This window comes from Rhodococcus sp. ARP2 (genome assembly GCF_001029585.1).
Lineage (GTDB): Bacteria > Actinomycetota > Actinomycetes > Mycobacteriales > Mycobacteriaceae > Rhodococcus_F > Rhodococcus_F erythropolis.
In genome coordinates this window covers 110,398-127,168 of record NZ_LEKE01000052.1, presented here as the reverse complement: position 1 = coordinate 127,168, position 16,771 = coordinate 110,398, and the positions used below count along the sequence as shown (strand labels likewise).

Here is a 16,771-nt window from a genome sequence, read left to right as displayed (position 1 = left end):
CACGTGTTACTCACCCGTTCGCCGCTCGTGTACCCCGAAAGGCCTTACCGCTCGACTTGCATGTGTTAAGCACGCCGCCAGCGTTCGTCCTGAGCCAGGATCAAACTCTCCGTTGAAGACTCTAGATATCACCAACCCGAAGGCCAGCTAATCAGTCATAGACAAAAAGAGTCAAATCACTAGCAAAAAAACTCAACTAGCAAAAAATGTGTCGGCAACCATTCAGACGGAAGAATGAACAATCACCGACGAAAAATACTCACACCCCGAACATCAGAACCGAAACCCGAAGGCCCGGAACATCATCCGACATGCGAAGTACCAAAAAAATTTGGCACTGACATTCATCGACACACTGTTGAGTTCTCAAAGAACACGCACACACCATCGCTTCAAACTGGTTGAAAGCTCCGGGGCAAGGGTTACAATCTTAGCTTGTTCGCTCCCAGGAAGCAAGTTCCCGTTGAGCGTGAATGTCTCCGACTTCGTCCAACCGCGTGTCCCCGGCCTCTCGGTCGGGGTTGGTGTCCGTGTCGCTCTGACTTGGACAAAGTTACGCGAATGAAAACTGAGCGTCAAACGTGCAGGTCGCAGGTGTTCGCCAGGTTAAATCCGCTGGTAGCCCGCCCGCAGGCGGGCCACCAACGGCCACAGGAGCCCCGCGAGACAACTGTGACCCCACACACGTCAGTTCGAAAGTATTTTCACGCCGGCGAAATTGCGCTTTCCGCGCCGGACGACCAACCAGCTGCCGTGAAGCAGATCGGATGCGGCGGGCTCCCAGTCGTCGGCCGACACCTTCTGGTTGTTCACCGAAGCGCCGCCTTCCTTCACTGCGCGTCGAGCAGCTCCCTTGCTCTCACACAAACCGCTCGTCACAAGCAGATCGATGATCGTGCGCGGCTCCCCCGGCGCCAATTCGCTGACAGATGCTTCCTTCAGCGCCGCGGCGAGCGTCGACTCGTCGAGTTCCGCCAATTCCGCCTTGCCGAACAACGCCTGGCTGGCGAGCTCGACGGCGCGAGTGTTGTGTTCTCCGTGAACCAAGGTCGTCATCTCGGCGGCCAATCGCTTCTGCGCTTCGCGCGCATGCGGACGCTCCGCCGTTGCCGTCTCGAGTTCCGCGAGTTCGTCTGCGGTCAGGAACGTGAACCAGCGCAGGTACTTGATCACGTCGGCGTCGCCGGTGTTCACGAAGTACTGGTACCACGCGTACGGGCTGGTCATCTCGGGGTCGAGCCACAGACTGCCGCCACCGGTCGATTTTCCGAACTTCTTCCCATCAGCCGAGGTCACCAGCGGAACGGTCATTGCGTGAACACTCTCGCTGTCGACACGACGGTTGAGTTCGACGCCCGCGATGATGTTGCCCCACTGATCGGACCCACCGACCTGCAGAGTGCAGCCGAGATCGCGTCGCAAGTGCAGGTAGTCGTTGGCTTGGAGCAGCATGTAGCTGAACTCGGTGTACGACATCCCGTCCGACTCGAGACGACGCTTCACGGTGTCACGCGCAAGCATGACGTTCACGGAGAAGTGTTTGCCGACATCACGCAGGAAGTCGATGGCCGACATCTTGCCGGTCCAGTTCATATTGTTCTCGATGACCGCACTCGTCGGTGAATCGTCGAAATCCACGAATCGTTCGAGCTGACCACGGATGCGACCTGCCCAGTCCGCGACGGTATCGGCGGAGTTCATCGTCCGTTCCCCGACGTCACGGGGATCACCGATCAGGCCTGTTGCACCGCCGGCAAGAACGATCGGACGGTTACCGGCACGCTGAAACCGCTTGAGCGCGAGGAGCGGAACCAGGTGACCTGCGTGCAGGCTCGGGCCGGTCGGGTCGAAACCCGCATACAACGTGACCGGTCCGGCCTCGAGATCTTTACGCAAAGCGTCGAGATCAGTTGATTGGGCGATCAGCCCACGCCAGGTCAGTTCGTCGAGAATATTCTCAGTCACGGACTCGATCATCCCATCTTCACGAAATGACCGGCGCTCGCGGGCTTCGGCGGTACGCGGACACCGCTCGCGAGTCCGGAATCCAGAGGCGCCACGGGACCTCGGCCGCAGTACTGACCCCCACCCGCGGTCCACTGACCCACTCCTTCGACTCCCCCAATTCGAGCCGAACCCGCGAAGCAGGGTTGAACACGTCTGTTCCGTTGTCCGCCAACGTGATTGCAACGGAAGCGCCGAGATTACCTGGCCCTCTGGCCCATTGGTGAGATGGTCGATCCGGCGATCTCCGAGCAGACACCACATCGTGACCGGCCTCGATTTCGGCCGCTCGGAGCAGAACACCACCCGCGACACCATCCGGGCCGTACGAGATGTTCATACAAAAGTGCATTCCGTAGCTGCGGTAGACGTAGAGACGGCCCGCCCGCCCGAACATCACGCTGTTCCGCGGCGTTTGCCCCCGATACGAATGTGCTGCCGGATCTGGCCAGGGCCCGTCCTTCTCCCCTCCGTACGCCTCGACCTCGACAATCCTCAGCGAGATGTCGTCGACGATCAGGGTCGAGCCGAGAATTGTCAGGCCCGCTTCCAACGGGTTCTTCACATTTTCCAAGGTCTCGATACTCACCCTTCGATTGTGCCCACGCCGTTGACTCATCGGTCGGCCGAGTCGCATAATTCAACAAGTGATGAATTATCGAAATGAGGCGAACCGTGACCACCACGCCGGCAATAGACATCCGCGGACTACGAGTCATTCGCGGCAAGCACGAAGTTCTTCACTCACTCGACCTGCAGGTTTCGGCAGGATCGATCACCGGACTGCTCGGCCCGTCCGGTTGCGGCAAGACAACCCTGATGCGCGCGATAGTCGGAACCCAGATCGTCGAAAGTGGTGAGGTCAGAGTCCTGGGCGACCTCGCGGGGTCCGTTGCTCTTCGCCGCCGGGTCGGATACGTCACCCAATCCCCCAGCGTGTACGGCGACCTGACGGTCACTCGAAACGTCCAGTACTTCGGCGCTCTGTACGGCAAGTCCGGCGAAGACGTCGCAGCAGCGGTCGACGCCGTCGGACTGAGCCGATACGCCGACCAGACCGCCGCCGATCTGTCCGGAGGTCAACGCGGTCGAGTCTCGCTGGCATGCGCGTTGGTGGCATCACCTGATGTGTTGATCCTCGACGAACCGACCGTTGGTCTCGATCCGGTGCTTCGTGTCGAATTGTGGGAACGATTTGCCGACCTTGCTCGCAGCGGAACCACCCTGTTGGTCTCCAGCCACGTCATGGATGAGGCCGACCACTGCGCTGAACTGATCCTGATGCGAGACGGGCATCTCCTCGCTCAACTCACACCCGATGAATTGCGCGCCAAAACCAGATGTGAACGGCTCGAGGACGCCTTTCTCGAGCTGATTCGGACTTCACCCGTCGGAGGCGAAATATCATGAGCATCAGGATCTTCGGTGCTACGACCGTACGCATTCTGCTTCAGCTCCGCCAGGACCATCGCACGGTGGCCATGATCTTGTTGGTCCCGTCGTTGTTGATGATTTTGCTGTATTTCCTCTACCAAGACGTACCCACGCCGCCCGGCCAGGTTTCACTGTTCCAACGGGTGGCGATCACCATGTTGGGAATCTTGCCGTTTGTCGTCATGTTCCTGGTCACGTCCATCGCCATGCAGCGCGAACGCAGTTCAGGAACACTCGAACGCCTGCTCACCACACCGATGGGCAAACTCGATCTTCTGGCGGGATACGGCGCGGCATTTTCGCTCTCGGCCGCCGCTCAGGCAGCTCTCGCGTGCGCGGTTGCTTTCGGATTTCTCGGGCTCACCATCGCCGGCAGTCTTGCCTGGGTCATCGTCATTGCAGTTCTCGGCGCAATACTCGGCGTTGCGCTCGGCCTGTTGGCCAGCGCATTCGCGAAGACCGAGTTCCAAGCGGTGCAGTTCATGCCGGTAGTTGTGGTCCCCCAACTGTTCCTCTGCGGACTCCTCGTGCCCCGCGACCAATTGCCGACCTGGCTCGAATGGATCAGCAACGTCCTCCCCTTGAGCTACGCCGTCGACGCACTTCAGCAAGTGTCGATGCATGCCGACGCGACGGGTCAGATGTGGCGTGATCTCGCCGTCATGGCGGGCTTCGCCGCCGCAGCACTCTCGCTGGCCGCGGCAACACTCGACCGCCGCACTCCATGACCGACAACGACACGGCGCCCGCACCTGCACCGATTCGTTCGGGGCGACGACCGGGCAAGTCGGAGACTCGCGCGCAGATCCTCGATTCGGCGCGACGGGCGTTCTCCCAGAACGGTTTTCGACGCACAACCGTTCGATCGATAGCTGCGGCCGCTGACGTCGATCCGGCCATGATTCATCATCATTTCGGAAGCAAGGAGCAGTTGTTCACCGCTGCGATCGCGCTACCGATCGATCCAGTCCAGGTATTGGGACCGGTTCACGCCTCTCCGACCGAAAATCTCGGCGAAAATCTACTCAGAGCAGTGATCGGGCTGTGGGAATCGGAACACCAGCCGGCGATTCTGGCGGCTTTTCGATCGGCGGTTTCCGGCGACGGATCGCAGCTGATCCAGAGCTTTCTGCTCGATGTCGTATTGCGCGACATCATTCCGCGGGTGGACACACCACCTGGTACCGGCTTGATCAGAGCGGAATTGGTGGCATCTCAGATGGCCGGACTGCTGGTCACGCGATATGTGCTCGGACTCGAACCACTCGCATCATTGAGCGTTGACGCGTTGGTACCGCTGGTGGCTCCGAACCTCCAGCGGTACCTGACCGGTGAATTACCGATCTAGCCTTCAGCCCGCGCGAGCAACTTCTCGTGCTCGTCGTCCGCCACATCGCGTGCCTCGTCGATCAACAGAACGGGAATGCCGTTCTCGATCGGGTATGCACGCCGCAGGCGCGGGTTGTAGAGCAACTCGTCCCCGACCAGCAACAGCGGGCCTTTGTCCTGGGGGCAGGCCAAAATGCTGAGCAACGTCGAATCAATAGCCACGTGAGTCCTCTCGAACCGATCAAACAGAATGTCCTCAGGCTACCGTGCTCCGGTGCCCACCCTCGTCGGCATCAACTGCGCGGCAATTGCCTTGGTGAGCCGCTTGTACGACTGCGTCTCGGAATCGAGGAACCAGGTCCGTGGTCCTGGCGCCGGCAATCCGGCGGCAGCTAACGCAGTGGAGCTCGGACGGTACGACGAACCCACCGGGATCTCGTCTACCACGTGCACGATATCCGGGCGCGCATCAAAAGCGATGCGCGAGAGAGCCTCTGCAAGCTCGGCGGAACGGAACTGCCGCCCCGGACGCCATGTCACGGCAGCGACCGCCAGCTGATGCGGCGCGTCACCGACGCCGTATGCGACGGCAAGATCTACCCGCGCCACACTCGACAACGCGTCGACGATCGGCTGGGTGAACACGGGACCGCGGAGCGTCGAAATGACCGTGTTCTTGTGATCGATCAGCCAGTAGTCGCCGTCGGCGTCCCGGCGGAAGAGATTCTCCGTGGGAATCCACGAATCACCCGCTTGGAAGAGTCCCCGCATGGCTCCGCCCGAGAGATCGGCAGTGAATCCCGCGCGCCCGAGTAGCAACCCGACTTCGTCTTCGGCGCACTCACGGACAAATCCGTTTCCATTTTCGAGGAGCCGACCACTCAGCGGGTCGTATGCCGCCAACCGCACCTGCGCGCTACCCGGCAACGGGCGGCCCTTGGAACCAACTTTGGAGCCCGCGACATTGGCAAGAATCACGTCACCTTCGGTCGACGCATAGAACTCGAGCACCTGCGCGGGGTCGAACGCCTCCGTGGTCCGCTTCCACAGCCCGTGAGGCATTCCCGAACCGATGAACAGTCGGACCGGATGGCTACCGTCGATGAGAAGAAGATCCTCGTCGAGGATCTCGCGCATCATCGACCACGTGTAACTCACGACGGTCACACCGTAGCGGTGGATTTCCTCGACGAATCGAGCCGGATTCAGTCCGCGTGAGAGCGCAATCCGTGAGCCACCGGCCATAGCGCCACCGATGGTCGCGAGCAGACTCGACGAATGATGGAGTGGTGCAAGGCAGTACACGGTGTCACCGCGATCGAGATCTGCCGCCGTGGCCGTTCCGAAGGCCGACAGTGCCCACCGGTAGTTGGTGATCTGCTTGGCTTCGAGCACACCGCCCGATTCCGCAAAGATGATGAATGCGAGTTCACGGGCGACGCCGGGATCCGGCCGGTACCAACCGGGCAGATTGACCTTCGTCGGATCGATTTGTTCGAGATCGATCACGTCGTGTGACGGATCCACCTCGAGTCCGCGGGCATCGCCGCCGCCGAGTACCAAGACCGGCCTACCGGTGACCACCGCAGCGTCGACGTTCTCCGGATCGGTGATGATCCGATCAACCGATCCCAGCTTGACCGCCGCCGAGATGTCGGACCCCGGCGGAAGCATGACGGCAACGGCACCGAGGCGCGACAGGGCCGCGATGGCCGCGAGCGCGCTGGGGCGGGTCTCCATCAGGACACCGACGTGCGCTGCCGGACGCACTCCCACGGAAATCAATCCACGCACGACATTGTCGATGCGGGCGTTGACCGCTTCATAGGTGTGCACACGATTGTCGAAGAGGAAGCACTCGCCGTTCGGTGCTTTTCGACGCTGCTCCGCGAGCAATTGACTCAGCGAGATCTTGGTGTGTGGCTGAATTTGGTTGAGTCGCGCAAGACGTGGCAACGCGCGTGCCGCTTCACCGGACAATTCGAAAGTCCCGCGCAACGCACCGGCTGCAAGGTCACTGATTCCCTTGGTGACTCCTGCACCTACTTCAGCGACCGAGGCGACGGTGTGGATGATCCGATTGCTGATCGACACACCGGTCTGGTCTTCGAGGTCGGCGCCGTAGACCATGTTCGCGATACGGTCCGGGAGGGGTCCACCCGTCTCGGTCCACTGCACGAATTCACCGGTGGTCGGCCAGGTGTGATTGGCCGCGGTGGAACCGACAACCAAACCGAAATGACCTGCGCGCAAAGTAGATTCGTAGACCTTGGCCCGCGGCGCCGCCTGGCTGATCCCACGGACCGCCTGAGGTTGACCGATGTCGTCGACCTCGCCGACGAATGCCAGGATGGGGCAGGTGATCTCGGCGAGCGAGACCAATTGATCCTTGATGACAAATCCACCGGTCATCATTCGGTTGTGCACGATGAACTGCTTGAGCAGTTCGGCAACCGCGGGCCCGGACCACGCGACCCAACCCTCGGTCGCGAGGAAGCGTCGCTGCTGCTCCCTCGGCAGCAAAGCCTCACGGTCGTGCAGTTGAAGCAGGAAGTCGACGCGCATCTTCAACGTCTTCACGGGATCGAGCAACTGGAACCCGGTCCGAGCCATCCACCCGGTGACCGCCAGGCGATTGAAGACGTGATCGGCGAGGAAATCCGCACCCTTGGTGGCCAATCCGGCCGGGATACCGAAGGGCAACGCGGCGAGTGTGTCGACCGGACTGCCGAAGGTGATGACGCTGGCGATGTTTCGACTACGCCGATACGCGGCAGCTTGATAGGCGAACATGCCGCCCTGCGAATAGCCGGAGATGTGAACATCTTTACCGGTGTGACGGTGGATGTGGTCGATGATGTCGCTGAGAGCGATGATGTGATCGGCGAGATTGCGATCCCAACCGCCCTCTTCGGAGTCGGGCGAACCAAAATCGACTACCCAGGGGTCCAGGCCCATCTCGTGCAGAATTCCCACAGCACCCTGGTCGCGAGTCACGTCGTACACGTTCGCCGACATCATCATCGGCGGGATCAGCACGATCGGTGCACCGACGGTTTCCGGATCGCTGTCCGGGAAGTAGCGGCGAAGCCGGTACATCGCAGCGCGCTCGACGATCTCGAACGGCGACGTGGTCGCATCCGTTTCCAGCCCACCCAACCGGACGACCTCGAGGCCGTTTTGTGCTGTCGCAACCACCCGACGAATCGGGCCCAGCACAGACTTGGAATTCAATCCCACCATTTCACTCCCAAGTTACTCACCATGTGACGTCAGTCTCATTTTTCCCGCGCGCAACAAGCCTACTGACGACGAATACGCGTACGCGGTCAGGGAGCAAATTCTGCTCCCTGACCGCGTACGACCGAAGGACTACTGCCGAAAAGAGAGAGGAAACACTCGTGACCGCAAGGTCAGAGGGTCCATTCCCGCAGCGACTGCGCCACTGCTCGGACTCCGTCCAACTGTTCTGCTACCCGCACCCCCGCGGTGCCGCCTCGCGCATTACGCGAAGCGATGGAACCCTCTACTGTCAGCACCTCACGAACAGCGGGTGTCAGCGCGCTGTCGACGCCGGCCAGTTCCTCGTCCGTGAGATCTTCGAGTCCGACGCCTCGCGCTTCGGCGACACGCACACACGCTCCAGCGGCCTCGTGTGCAACCCGGAACGGCACGCCCTGGCGCACCATCCACTCCGCGATGTCGGTGGCCAACGTGAACCCTGCCGGAGCAAGTTCCGCCATACGCGCGGTGTGGAACTCGAGAGTCTGCACCAGGCCGGTGATGGCCGGGAGCAACATCTCCAGCTGCGCAACCGAGTCGAAGACCGGTTCCTTGTCCTCTTGCAGATCGCGGTTGTACGCCAGCGGCTGAGCCTTGAGCGTCGCCAGCAGGCCGGTGAGGTTACCGATCAGACGACCAGACTTACCGCGCGTGAGTTCCGAGACATCCGGATTCTTCTTCTGCGGCATGATCGACGAACCTGTCGACCACGCGTCGGCAAGCGTGATGTAGCCGAATTCCGGTGTGCTCCAGATGATGATCTCTTCCGCCATGCGGGAGAGATCGACACCGATCATCGCAAGCACGAACGCTGCCTCGGCCGCAAAATCACGCGAAGCGGTTGCGTCGATCGAGTTCTCGGCCGAGCTGTCGAACTTCAATTCCGCTGCAATGGCTTCGGGGTCGAGACCGAGCGAGGAACCAGCAAGTGCACCGGAACCGTACGGGGACACCGCAGCTCGTACGTCGAAGTCGCGAAGACGTTGCACGTCGCGCAACAGCGGATGCGCATGGGCGAGCAGGTGATGTGCCAACAAGACCGGTTGAGCAGCCTGCAGGTGCGTCTTGCCCGGCATCACGGCATCCGGGTGAGCCCCGGCCTGAGTCGCCAATGCGTCGACCACGTCGAGAACGCCGGTGGAGATGCGGCGAACCGCATCCCGAAGCCACATTCGGAACAGCGTGGCCACCTGGTCGTTTCGCGAACGACCAGCACGCAGGCGTCCGCCGACCTCAGGCCCGACACGCTCGATCAGACCGCGTTCGAGTGCGCCGTGTACGTCCTCGTCCGAATCACTCGGTCCGAAGGCGCCACTGGCAACATCTGCCGCCAGACGGTCGAGACCGTCGAGCATTGTTGCGAGGTCGGCCTCGCTGAGCAGGCCTGCCTTGTTCAGTACGCGAGCATGCGCCTGCGACGCACGAACGTCGTACGGAGCGAGGACCCAGTCGAAGTGAGTCGACTTGCTCAGCGCCGCCATGGCAGCGGCCGGTCCGGACTCGAACCGTCCGCCCCACAGCGCGCCTTCGTTGGTGCCGTGTTTCTGAGCGTCTCCGTCACCGTGAGCCGTCATGGCTCAGAGTCCCAGATCGCGCTTCGCGGCGACCTTCGACGACAGACCGTGGATCTCGACGAAGCCCTTCGATGCGGACTGGTCGAAGCTGTCGCCCTCGTCGTACGTCGCGAGGTTGAAGTCGTAGAGCGACTCGGGGCTACGACGACCGTTGACGGTGATGGCTCCACCGTGCAGGAAGAGACGAATGTCGCCGGTGACGCGCTCCTGCGTCTTGTTGACGAACGTATCCAGTGCGTCCTTGAGGGGCGAGAACCAGAGGCCGTCGTAGACCAGCTCGGACCAACGCTGCTCCATCTGACGCTTGTAGCGACCGAGTTCGCGTTCGAGGGTGACGTGCTCGAGTTCCTGGTGCGCGGTGATGAGAACCATGGCTCCGGGAGCTTCGTAGATCTCACGGCTCTTGATGCCCACGAGACGGTCCTCGACGACGTCGAGGCGACCGACACCCTGAGCGCCTGCGCGCTTGTTCAGTTCCTGAATCGCTTCGAGAACCGACACGGGGCGGCCGTCGATGGCAACCGGGCGACCCTTGTCGAAGCTGATGATGAGCTCGTCGGGCGCGTTCCAGTTGACCGTCGGGTCCTGGGTGTAGTCGTAGACGTCCTTCGTCGGTGCGTTCCACAGATCCTCGAGGAAGCCGGTTTCGACGGCGCGGCCCCAGACGTTCTGGTCGATCGAGAACGGCGACTTCTTGGAGACGTTGATCGGGATGTTGTTCTCTTCGGCGAAGGCGATGGCCTTCTCGCGGGTCCAGGCGTAGTCGCGGACCGGTGCGATGACCTGCAGGTCGGGTGCGAGGGCGCCGAATCCGACCTCGAAGCGAACCTGGTCGTTGCCCTTACCGGTGCAACCGTGCGAGACGATGGTGCCGCCGTGCGAGCGTGCAGCTTCGACGATGTGCTTGACGATCAGCGGACGGCTGATGGCCGAGACCAGCGGGTAGCGGTCCATATAGAGGGCGTTGGCCGCAATGGTCGGCAGGCAGTACTCGTCCGCGAACTCGTCGCGAGCGTCGACGACAACGGATTCGACTGCGCCGCAGTCGATCGCGCGCTGACGCACGACCTCCATGTCCTCGCCACCCTGCCCCAGATCGATGGCGACGGCGACAACTTCAGCGCCCGTCTCCTTACCGATCCAACTGATGGCAACAGAAGTGTCCAGCCCGCCCGAGTAGGCGAGTACGACGCGATCGGCCATGGTTTTTGTGCTCCTTCGGTTGAAAATCTCTATCAAAGAATAAGGGGTCAGGCGAGCGATTCGATCATGGCCGCGAGTTCCGCTCCGGAAAGCGGTTCTCGGGCCACCACGAAGATGGTGTCATCTCCGGCGATCGTTCCCACGATGTCGGGCATCGAGGACCGATCCAGTGCGCTCGCGAGGTAGTGCGCGGCTCCCGGCGGTGTCCGGAGAACCGCCATGTTGCCGCTGAAATCGGTGGAGACCAACAGCTCACCCAACAGCCGTGAGAGGCGGTCGGTACCGCCGGACACACCGCGTACCGGGTTCCCGTCCTCCGGCACCACGTAAACACCGGCGCCGCCGTCAGCGGCACGCAGTTTCACCGCTCCCAGCTCTTCGAGGTCACGCGAGAGGGTGGCCTGCGTCGCTTCGATGCCCTCGGCACCGAGCAACGCCGCCAACTCCGTCTGACTTCGGACGGGATGCGCCGCCAGCAGCGCGATGATGCGCGACTGGCGACCGGCCCGAGTGGGAGCGACGCTCACGCCTGGTCCAGTTGGGTTCGCTGTTCCAGCAGCCACACGAGCAACGCCTTCTGGGCGTGCAGACGGTTCTCCGCCTCGTCCCAGACGACGCTCTGGGGTCCGTCGAGAACCTCGTCGGTGACCTCTTCGCCGCGATGGGCCGGCAGGCAGTGCAGGACGACAGCCTTCGGATCTGCTTTGGCGAGGAGTTCCTTGTTGATCTGGAACGGACGGAAAGGTCCGACCCGATCGAGCCCGTCGTTCTCCTGACCCATCGAGGTCCAGGTATCGGTGACCAACGCGTCGGCACCGACGACGCCGGCCTGCGGGTCCTGCGTCAGCGTGATGGTCGCGCCGGTTTCCGCGGCGCGTGTGCGCGCTGCTGCTACTACCCAGTCCGCCGGTTCGAAGCCAGCGGGACTTGCGATGGTGACGTCGATGCCTGCGGTGACTCCGCCGAGCATCAGCGAGTGAGCCATGTTGTTGGCGCCGTCGCCCAGGTAGGTCAGCTTCAGTCCCTTGAGCTCACCCTTCTGCTCGATCAGCGTTTGCAGATCGGCCAGAACCTGACAGGGATGAAATTCGTCGGACAACGCATTGACGATGGGAATCGTTGCACCCGTTGCCATTTGCTCCAAGCGCTTCTGGCCGAACGTGCGCCACACGACGGCGTCGACATAGCGGGAGAGTACGCGTCCGGTGTCCGCCAACGTCTCTTCACGACCGAGTTGGGTACTGCGCCCGTCGACGACGACGGCGTGGCCGCCCATCTGCGCGATGCCCATCTCGAACGAGAAACGTGTACGCGTCGAGTTCTTCTCGAAGATGACGCCGACTCCGCGAGGACCCTCGAGTGGACGCCGAGCGAACGGGTCCTTCTTGAGAATCGCAGCGAGTTCCAGAACTTCGGCCTGCTGCGCCGGAGTCAGATCGTCGTCCCTGAGAAAGTGTTTCACCACGGTAGTCACTTCTCCCCCGGCTGGTCAGCCGATAGTGCACTGTCGAAGATGGCAGGTAGTGCTGCCACGAAGGTTTCGGCCTGCTCATCCGTGAGGATGAGCGGCGGCGCCAACCGGATCACTCCGGGTTGCGCTGCATTCACAAGGTACCCGGCTTCGCGCGCGGCATTTTCCACCGCCGGCGCGACGTCCTCGGTCAGCACGACACCCAGCAACAGTCCTGATCCCCGTACGTAGTCGACCAACGGATGGCCCAGATCTTCGATGCCCGCCGAGATCGATTTGCCCAAGCTGTCGGCGCGTGAGATCAGGTCTTCCGCTGCAATGGTTTTCAGCACGGCAAGCGCCGCCGCAGCGCACACCGGATTGCCACCGAACGTCGTACCGTGCTTGCCCGGTCCGAACAACTCTGCCGTTGCTCCGGTCGCGATGCAGGCGCCGATCGGCATTCCGCCGCCGAGTCCCTTCGCAAGAGTGATGACGTCCGGCACGATGCCGACTGCCTGATGTGCGTAGAACCAGCCGGTCCGGCCGATGCCGGTCTGAACTTCGTCGAGTACGAGCAGCGCCCCGCGTTCGGCGGTGATCCGCCGAGCCTCGACGAGGTATCCCTCGGGTGGCACCACGACGCCGCCCTCACCCATGATCGGTTCGAGGAACACAGCAGCGGTGTCGGAATCGACTGCCCGCTCCAGTGCCTCGACATCGCCGTACGGCACGAACTCGACACCGGCGGGCATCGGTTCGAACGGCGCCCGCTTGGCCGGCTGACCCGTCAGAGCGAGTGCCCCCATAGTGCGACCGTGGAAAGAGCCCTCGGCCGCGATGATCTTCTTCCGGCCAGTGGCGCGAGCGAGCTTGAAGGCAGCCTCGTTCGCCTCGGTACCGGAGTTGCAGAAGAACGCGCGCCCGGTGACGTTGCCGAGATGAGCGAGCAACTGCTCCGCCAACTCGACGACCGGCTCGCTGGCGTACAGGTTGGAAACATGGCCGAGTGTCGACAACTGAGTAGTGACGGCTTCGACGACGGCCGGATGTCCGTGTCCGAGGATGTTGACGGCGATTCCGGCAAGGAAGTCGACGTACTGCTTGCCGTCGGCGTCGGTGAGTACGGCGCCGTCACCGCGGACGAGAGCAACCCGGGGTACGCCGTAATTGTTCATCAGCGAAGCGGACCACCGCTGCTGCAGATCGATCGTGCTCATGAAGTAGCTCCCTGCTGGGGACCGGCGACCGAGGAGCCGGGCACGACCATCGTGCCGATTCCTTCACCGGTGAAAAGTTCGAGTAGGACTGAATGTTCGAGCCGGCCGTCGATCACGTGCGCCGACGGCACACCTCCGCGCACCGCGCGAAGGCAGGCCTCCATCTTTGGCACCATGCCGGCATCGAGACTCGGCAACAACTGGGCAAGGGCGTCGGTGTCGATTTCGGTGGCCAGCGAGGATCGGTCCGGCCAATCGGTGTACAGGCCTTCGACGTCGGTGAGGACAACGAGCTTCTCGGCACCGATCGCCTCGGCCAGTGCGGCAGCGGCGGTATCGGCGTTGATGTTGTGGACGACGCCGTCGGCGTCGGGCGCGATGGTCGAGACCACCGGAATGCGTCCTGCCGCAATGAGATCGAGTACCGCGTCTGGGTTCACGGTGGTGACGTCTCCGACCAGGCCGATGTCGGTCTGCTCCCCCTCGACCGCAACAGTGCGTCGAGTAGCGGTGAACAGGTGCGCGTCTTCACCGGAGATACCGACCGCGTACGGACCGTGCGCGTTGATCAGGCCGACGAGTTCACGGCCCACCTGACCGAAGAGCACCATCCGGACGACGTCCATCACCTCGGGCGTCGTGACCCGGAAACCACCGCGAAACTCACCCTTCATGCCAAGGCGTGCCAGCATCGCGTTGATCTGCGGGCCGCCGCCGTGCACGACGACGGGGTGGATGCCGACAGTCCGCAGGAACGCCATGTCCGCGGCGAAGGCGGTCTTGAGTGTCTCGTCGATCATGGCGTTTCCGCCGTACTTGACCACGACCACCTTGTCTCGGAATCGCTGCAGCCACGGCAGCGCGTCGGCGAGGACATGCGCCTTCTGATGCTCGCTGATCACGGGATACGTCTCGGTCATGACGAGTACGCCGAGTTCTCTTCGACGTACGCGTGCGAGAGGTCCGTGGTGCGAATGCTCACGGACTCGTTGCCGATTCCCAGGTCGATGTCGAGTTCGATGTCGATCCCGCTCAGGTCCACCTCACGCGCTCCCGGAGCGCCGACGCCGTCGATGCAGACGGGACTCCCGTTGAAGGACACACTGATTCGATCGGGATCGAGCTCGATGGGAGCGATACCCACTGCTGCGAGGACGCGGCCCCAGTTCGGATCGGATCCGAACAGTGCCGTCTTGACCAGGCTGTCGCGGGCGATGGTCCGAGCGCCGATCAACGCATCGGATTCGGACGCTGCGCCGCGAACCGTCACCTTGACCCGCTTGGTGACGCCCTCGGCGTCTGCCATCAACTGATCCGCGAGATCGTCGCACACTGCGAAGACCGCGGCGTTGAGTTCGTCCTGGGTCGGTGTGACACCGCTGGCGCCGGAGGCCAACAGGAGCACCGTGTCGTTGGTGGACGTGGCGCCGTCGACGTCGAGGCGATCGAAGCTCAGGTGGGTGGCGGCGCGCAGAGCGGTATCGAGCTGCTCGGCCGTTGCGACAGCATCGGTCGTGACGACGCACAGCATCGTCGCCAGTGCGGGCGCGAGCATGCCTGCACCCTTGGCCATTCCGCCGACGTTCCACTTGTTTGCGTGGTGCAGCGACGCCTGCTTCGGCACGGTATCGGTGGTCATGATCGCGTACGCCGCGTCGGTACCGCCGGAGATTCCGCCGGCCAGTTCGTGCACTACCTCGGTGACACCGGGGATCAGCTTGTCCATGGGCAAGCGGTCACCGATCAGGCCGGTCGAACAGACGGCGACCTCGATCGCGCCCGTCTCGGTTCCCCAATTGCTCAGTGCCGACGCAACTTCCTCGGCAGTCTTGTGCGCATCCTGGAATCCACCCGCGCCGGTACACGCGTTTGCGCCGCCCGAGTTGAGCACGACCGCGCGCAGCTTGCCCGTCGTCAAAACCTGCTGAGACCACAGCACCGGAGCAGCCTTGACCTTGTTCAGGGTGAAGACGCCGGCAGCGGCCAGATCGGGTCCCTCGTTGAGCACCAATGCGAGGTCCGACTTGCCACTCTTCTTGATACCGGCAGCAATTCCGGCACCGCGGAATCCGGCAGGTGCGGTAACGCCCTGTGTGCGGAGCAGACGTCCCCCGGCGACGTGAACCACGTCTGCAACTGTCGCGTCAGGCTCGGTTGCGTTGTCGATCTGCTGCGGATTGTCGGTGCTCACGGAGCTACTCCCACGGTAGAGAGACCTGCGGTCTCGGGTAGGCCAAGGGCGAGATTCATCGATTGCACCGCGCCACCGGCGGTGCCCTTGGTGAGATTGTCGATTGCCGAGATGACAACGAGCTGACCGGCGTCGGCGTCAACGGTGACCCCGATCTGCACGGCATTGGATCCGATCACGGCACCGGTCTGCGGGAAGACTCCGGCAGGCAGCACGTGGATGAACGGCTCGTCGTTGTATGCCTTTTCGTAGATTTCGCGCGCTTGCTCTTCGGTGGCCGTGGTGGCTGCCGTGCAGGTCGCGAGGATGCCGCGCGGCATGGGCGCGAGGACCGGAGTGAAAGAAACACTGATGTCCTTGCCGCCTGCGGCCGAAAGATTCTGAATGATCTCAGGGGTGTGGCGATGGACACCTCCGACACCGTATGCGCGGACGGAGCCCATGACCTCGGAACCCAGCAGATCGGCCTTCGGCGCCCGGCCGGCGCCCGAAGTGCCACTGACCGCAACCACGTTCACGTGTGAGTCCACGATCCCCGCGGCAACGGCGGGGGCCAGCGCGAGGCTCGCTGCCGTCGGGTAGCAGCCCGGAACGGCAATGCGGGTTGCGCCTACCAATTTCTCACGGGCACCGGGCAATTCAGGAAGACCGTATGGCCAGGTACCGGCATGAGTGCTCTTGTAGTACTTCTCCCAAGCTGCGGGATCCTGCAGCCGGAAGTCCGCGCCGCAGTCGATGATGACCGTCGACTCGGGCAGCAACTTGGCGTACTGAGCCGAATTTCCGTGTGGGAGACCGAGGAAGACGACGTCGTGACCCGAGAGGATTTCGACAGTGGTCTCTTCGAGTACCCGCGAAGAGAGTGGGAGCAAGTGCGGATGATGCTCACCGAGCGTCGAACCGGCGTTGCCACCGGCGGTCAGCGAACCGATCACCAGACTGCCGTCGGCGTAGGACGGGTGCCCGAGGAGCAGACGCAGAACCTCACCACCGGCGTACCCACTGGCGCCGGCAACGGCGACTCTGATCGGCTTGCGTGCGTTCTCGGTCGTACCACCTTCAGTCATGTCACACAGTATGCATC

Annotated in this window: 15 protein-coding genes and 1 rRNA gene; 3 read left to right on the top strand and 13 right to left on the bottom strand. The window is 62.6% G+C overall.

What is annotated here, in order from left to right; genetic code table 11:
• The 3 genes from ABX74_RS13145 to ABX74_RS13135 all read right to left on the bottom strand — a co-directional run.
• Positions 1-116: ribosomal RNA gene (locus tag ABX74_RS13145) — 16S ribosomal RNA — on the bottom strand; the annotation flags it as partial.
• 571 nt (positions 117-687) lie between these two features.
• Positions 688-1,965, bottom strand: coding sequence for a tyrosine--tRNA ligase (gene tyrS, locus ABX74_RS13140; protein WP_047888971.1), 1,278 nt, complete (start codon positions 1,963-1,965; stop codon positions 688-690).
• A 19-nt stretch (positions 1,966-1,984) separates the two neighbouring features.
• The gene (locus ABX74_RS13135) at positions 1,985-2,593 is read right to left on the bottom strand and encodes a DNA-3-methyladenine glycosylase (RefSeq protein ID WP_020969717.1); all 609 of its coding nucleotides are present in this window, start codon (positions 2,591-2,593) and stop codon (positions 1,985-1,987) included.
• A gap of 86 nt (positions 2,594-2,679) precedes the next feature.
• On the opposite strand from ABX74_RS13135, the gene ABX74_RS13130 reads away from it, so the two are divergent.
• From ABX74_RS13130 to ABX74_RS13120, 3 genes are read left to right on the top strand one after another with little or no spacing between them, the layout of a single operon-like run.
• Positions 2,680-3,414 carry an ABC transporter ATP-binding protein gene (locus tag ABX74_RS13130; RefSeq protein ID WP_042951992.1) on the top strand — a complete coding sequence of 245 codons (735 nt, stop codon included), beginning with the start codon at positions 2,680-2,682 and terminating at the stop codon, positions 3,412-3,414.
• Positions 3,411-4,166, top strand: a complete 756-nt coding sequence (locus tag ABX74_RS13125; protein WP_003944033.1) for an ABC transporter permease — start codon at positions 3,411-3,413, stop codon at positions 4,164-4,166. The genes ABX74_RS13130 and ABX74_RS13125 overlap by 4 nt, the downstream gene beginning before the upstream one ends.
• On the top strand, positions 4,163-4,786 hold the full coding sequence (locus ABX74_RS13120; RefSeq protein ID WP_047888968.1) for a TetR family transcriptional regulator: 624 nt from the start codon (positions 4,163-4,165) through the stop codon (positions 4,784-4,786). Before ABX74_RS13125 ends, ABX74_RS13120 begins: the two co-directional genes overlap by 4 nt.
• Here the strand turns inward: ABX74_RS13120 and ABX74_RS13115 are convergent.
• The 10 genes from ABX74_RS13115 to argC all read right to left on the bottom strand — a co-directional run bounded on the left by ABX74_RS13115 (position 4,783) and on the right by argC (position 16,754).
• Entirely contained in the window at positions 4,783-4,989 is a 207-nt protein-coding gene (locus ABX74_RS13115; protein WP_003944045.1) for a Trm112 family protein, read from the bottom strand. The genes ABX74_RS13120 and ABX74_RS13115 overlap by 4 nt on opposite strands.
• 39 nt (positions 4,990-5,028) lie before the next feature.
• A complete protein-coding gene (locus ABX74_RS13110) occupies positions 5,029-8,010 on the bottom strand; it encodes an acyl-CoA synthetase (protein ID WP_019748602.1) in 2,982 nt (993 codons plus the stop codon).
• 170 nt (positions 8,011-8,180) lie between these two features.
• The gene (gene argH / locus ABX74_RS13105; protein WP_029255450.1) at positions 8,181-9,623 is read right to left on the bottom strand and encodes an argininosuccinate lyase; all 1,443 of its coding nucleotides are present in this window, start codon (positions 9,621-9,623) and stop codon (positions 8,181-8,183) included.
• Between the two features lie 3 nt (positions 9,624-9,626).
• Positions 9,627-10,826 (bottom strand): argininosuccinate synthase, encoded by a 1,200-nt coding sequence (locus tag ABX74_RS13100; protein ID WP_007736221.1) that lies wholly within the window; start codon positions 10,824-10,826, stop codon positions 9,627-9,629.
• Positions 10,827-10,873: 47 nt separating this feature from the next.
• Complete coding sequence (locus tag ABX74_RS13095) at positions 10,874-11,353, bottom strand: arginine repressor (protein WP_019748604.1); 480 nt, start codon at positions 11,351-11,353, stop codon at positions 10,874-10,876.
• On the bottom strand, positions 11,350-12,300 hold the full coding sequence (gene argF, locus ABX74_RS13090; protein WP_019748605.1) for an ornithine carbamoyltransferase: 951 nt from the start codon (positions 12,298-12,300) through the stop codon (positions 11,350-11,352). Before argF ends, ABX74_RS13095 begins: the two co-directional genes overlap by 4 nt.
• The gene (locus tag ABX74_RS13085) at positions 12,297-13,496 is read right to left on the bottom strand and encodes an acetylornithine transaminase (protein ID WP_020969719.1); all 1,200 of its coding nucleotides are present in this window, start codon (positions 13,494-13,496) and stop codon (positions 12,297-12,299) included. Before ABX74_RS13085 ends, argF begins: the two co-directional genes overlap by 4 nt.
• Positions 13,493-14,416: an acetylglutamate kinase gene (gene argB, locus ABX74_RS13080; protein ID WP_019748607.1), complete on the bottom strand. Its 924-nt coding sequence runs from the start codon at positions 14,414-14,416 to the stop codon at positions 13,493-13,495. Before argB ends, ABX74_RS13085 begins: the two co-directional genes overlap by 4 nt.
• Positions 14,413-15,624: a bifunctional glutamate N-acetyltransferase/amino-acid acetyltransferase ArgJ gene (gene argJ / locus ABX74_RS13075; protein WP_020907877.1), complete on the bottom strand. Its 1,212-nt coding sequence runs from the start codon at positions 15,622-15,624 to the stop codon at positions 14,413-14,415. Before argJ ends, argB begins: the two co-directional genes overlap by 4 nt.
• Positions 15,625-15,683: 59 nt before the next feature.
• Positions 15,684-16,754 carry an N-acetyl-gamma-glutamyl-phosphate reductase gene (gene argC / locus ABX74_RS13070; RefSeq protein ID WP_019748609.1) on the bottom strand — a complete coding sequence of 357 codons (1,071 nt, stop codon included), beginning with the start codon at positions 16,752-16,754 and terminating at the stop codon, positions 15,684-15,686.
• Between the last annotated feature and the right edge of the window lie 17 nt (positions 16,755-16,771).

Coding starts and splice junctions, on each gene's coding strand:
- argC (WP_019748609.1), bottom strand. CDS start 16,754: ATGACTGAAGGTGGTACGACCGAGAACGCACGCAAGCCGATCAGAGTC.
- ABX74_RS13125 (WP_003944033.1), top strand. CDS start 3,411: ATGAGCATCAGGATCTTCGGTGCTACGACCGTACGCATTCTGCTTCAG.
- ABX74_RS13100 (WP_007736221.1), bottom strand. CDS start 10,826: ATGGCCGATCGCGTCGTACTCGCCTACTCGGGCGGGCTGGACACTTCT.
- ABX74_RS13120 (WP_047888968.1), top strand. CDS start 4,163: ATGACCGACAACGACACGGCGCCCGCACCTGCACCGATTCGTTCGGGG.
- ABX74_RS13110 (WP_019748602.1), bottom strand. CDS start 8,010: ATGGTGGGATTGAATTCCAAGTCTGTGCTGGGCCCGATTCGTCGGGTG.
- argH (WP_029255450.1), bottom strand. CDS start 9,623: ATGACGGCTCACGGTGACGGAGACGCTCAGAAACACGGCACCAACGAA.
- argB (WP_019748607.1), bottom strand. CDS start 14,416: ATGACCGAGACGTATCCCGTGATCAGCGAGCATCAGAAGGCGCATGTC.
- ABX74_RS13085 (WP_020969719.1), bottom strand. CDS start 13,496: ATGAGCACGATCGATCTGCAGCAGCGGTGGTCCGCTTCGCTGATGAAC.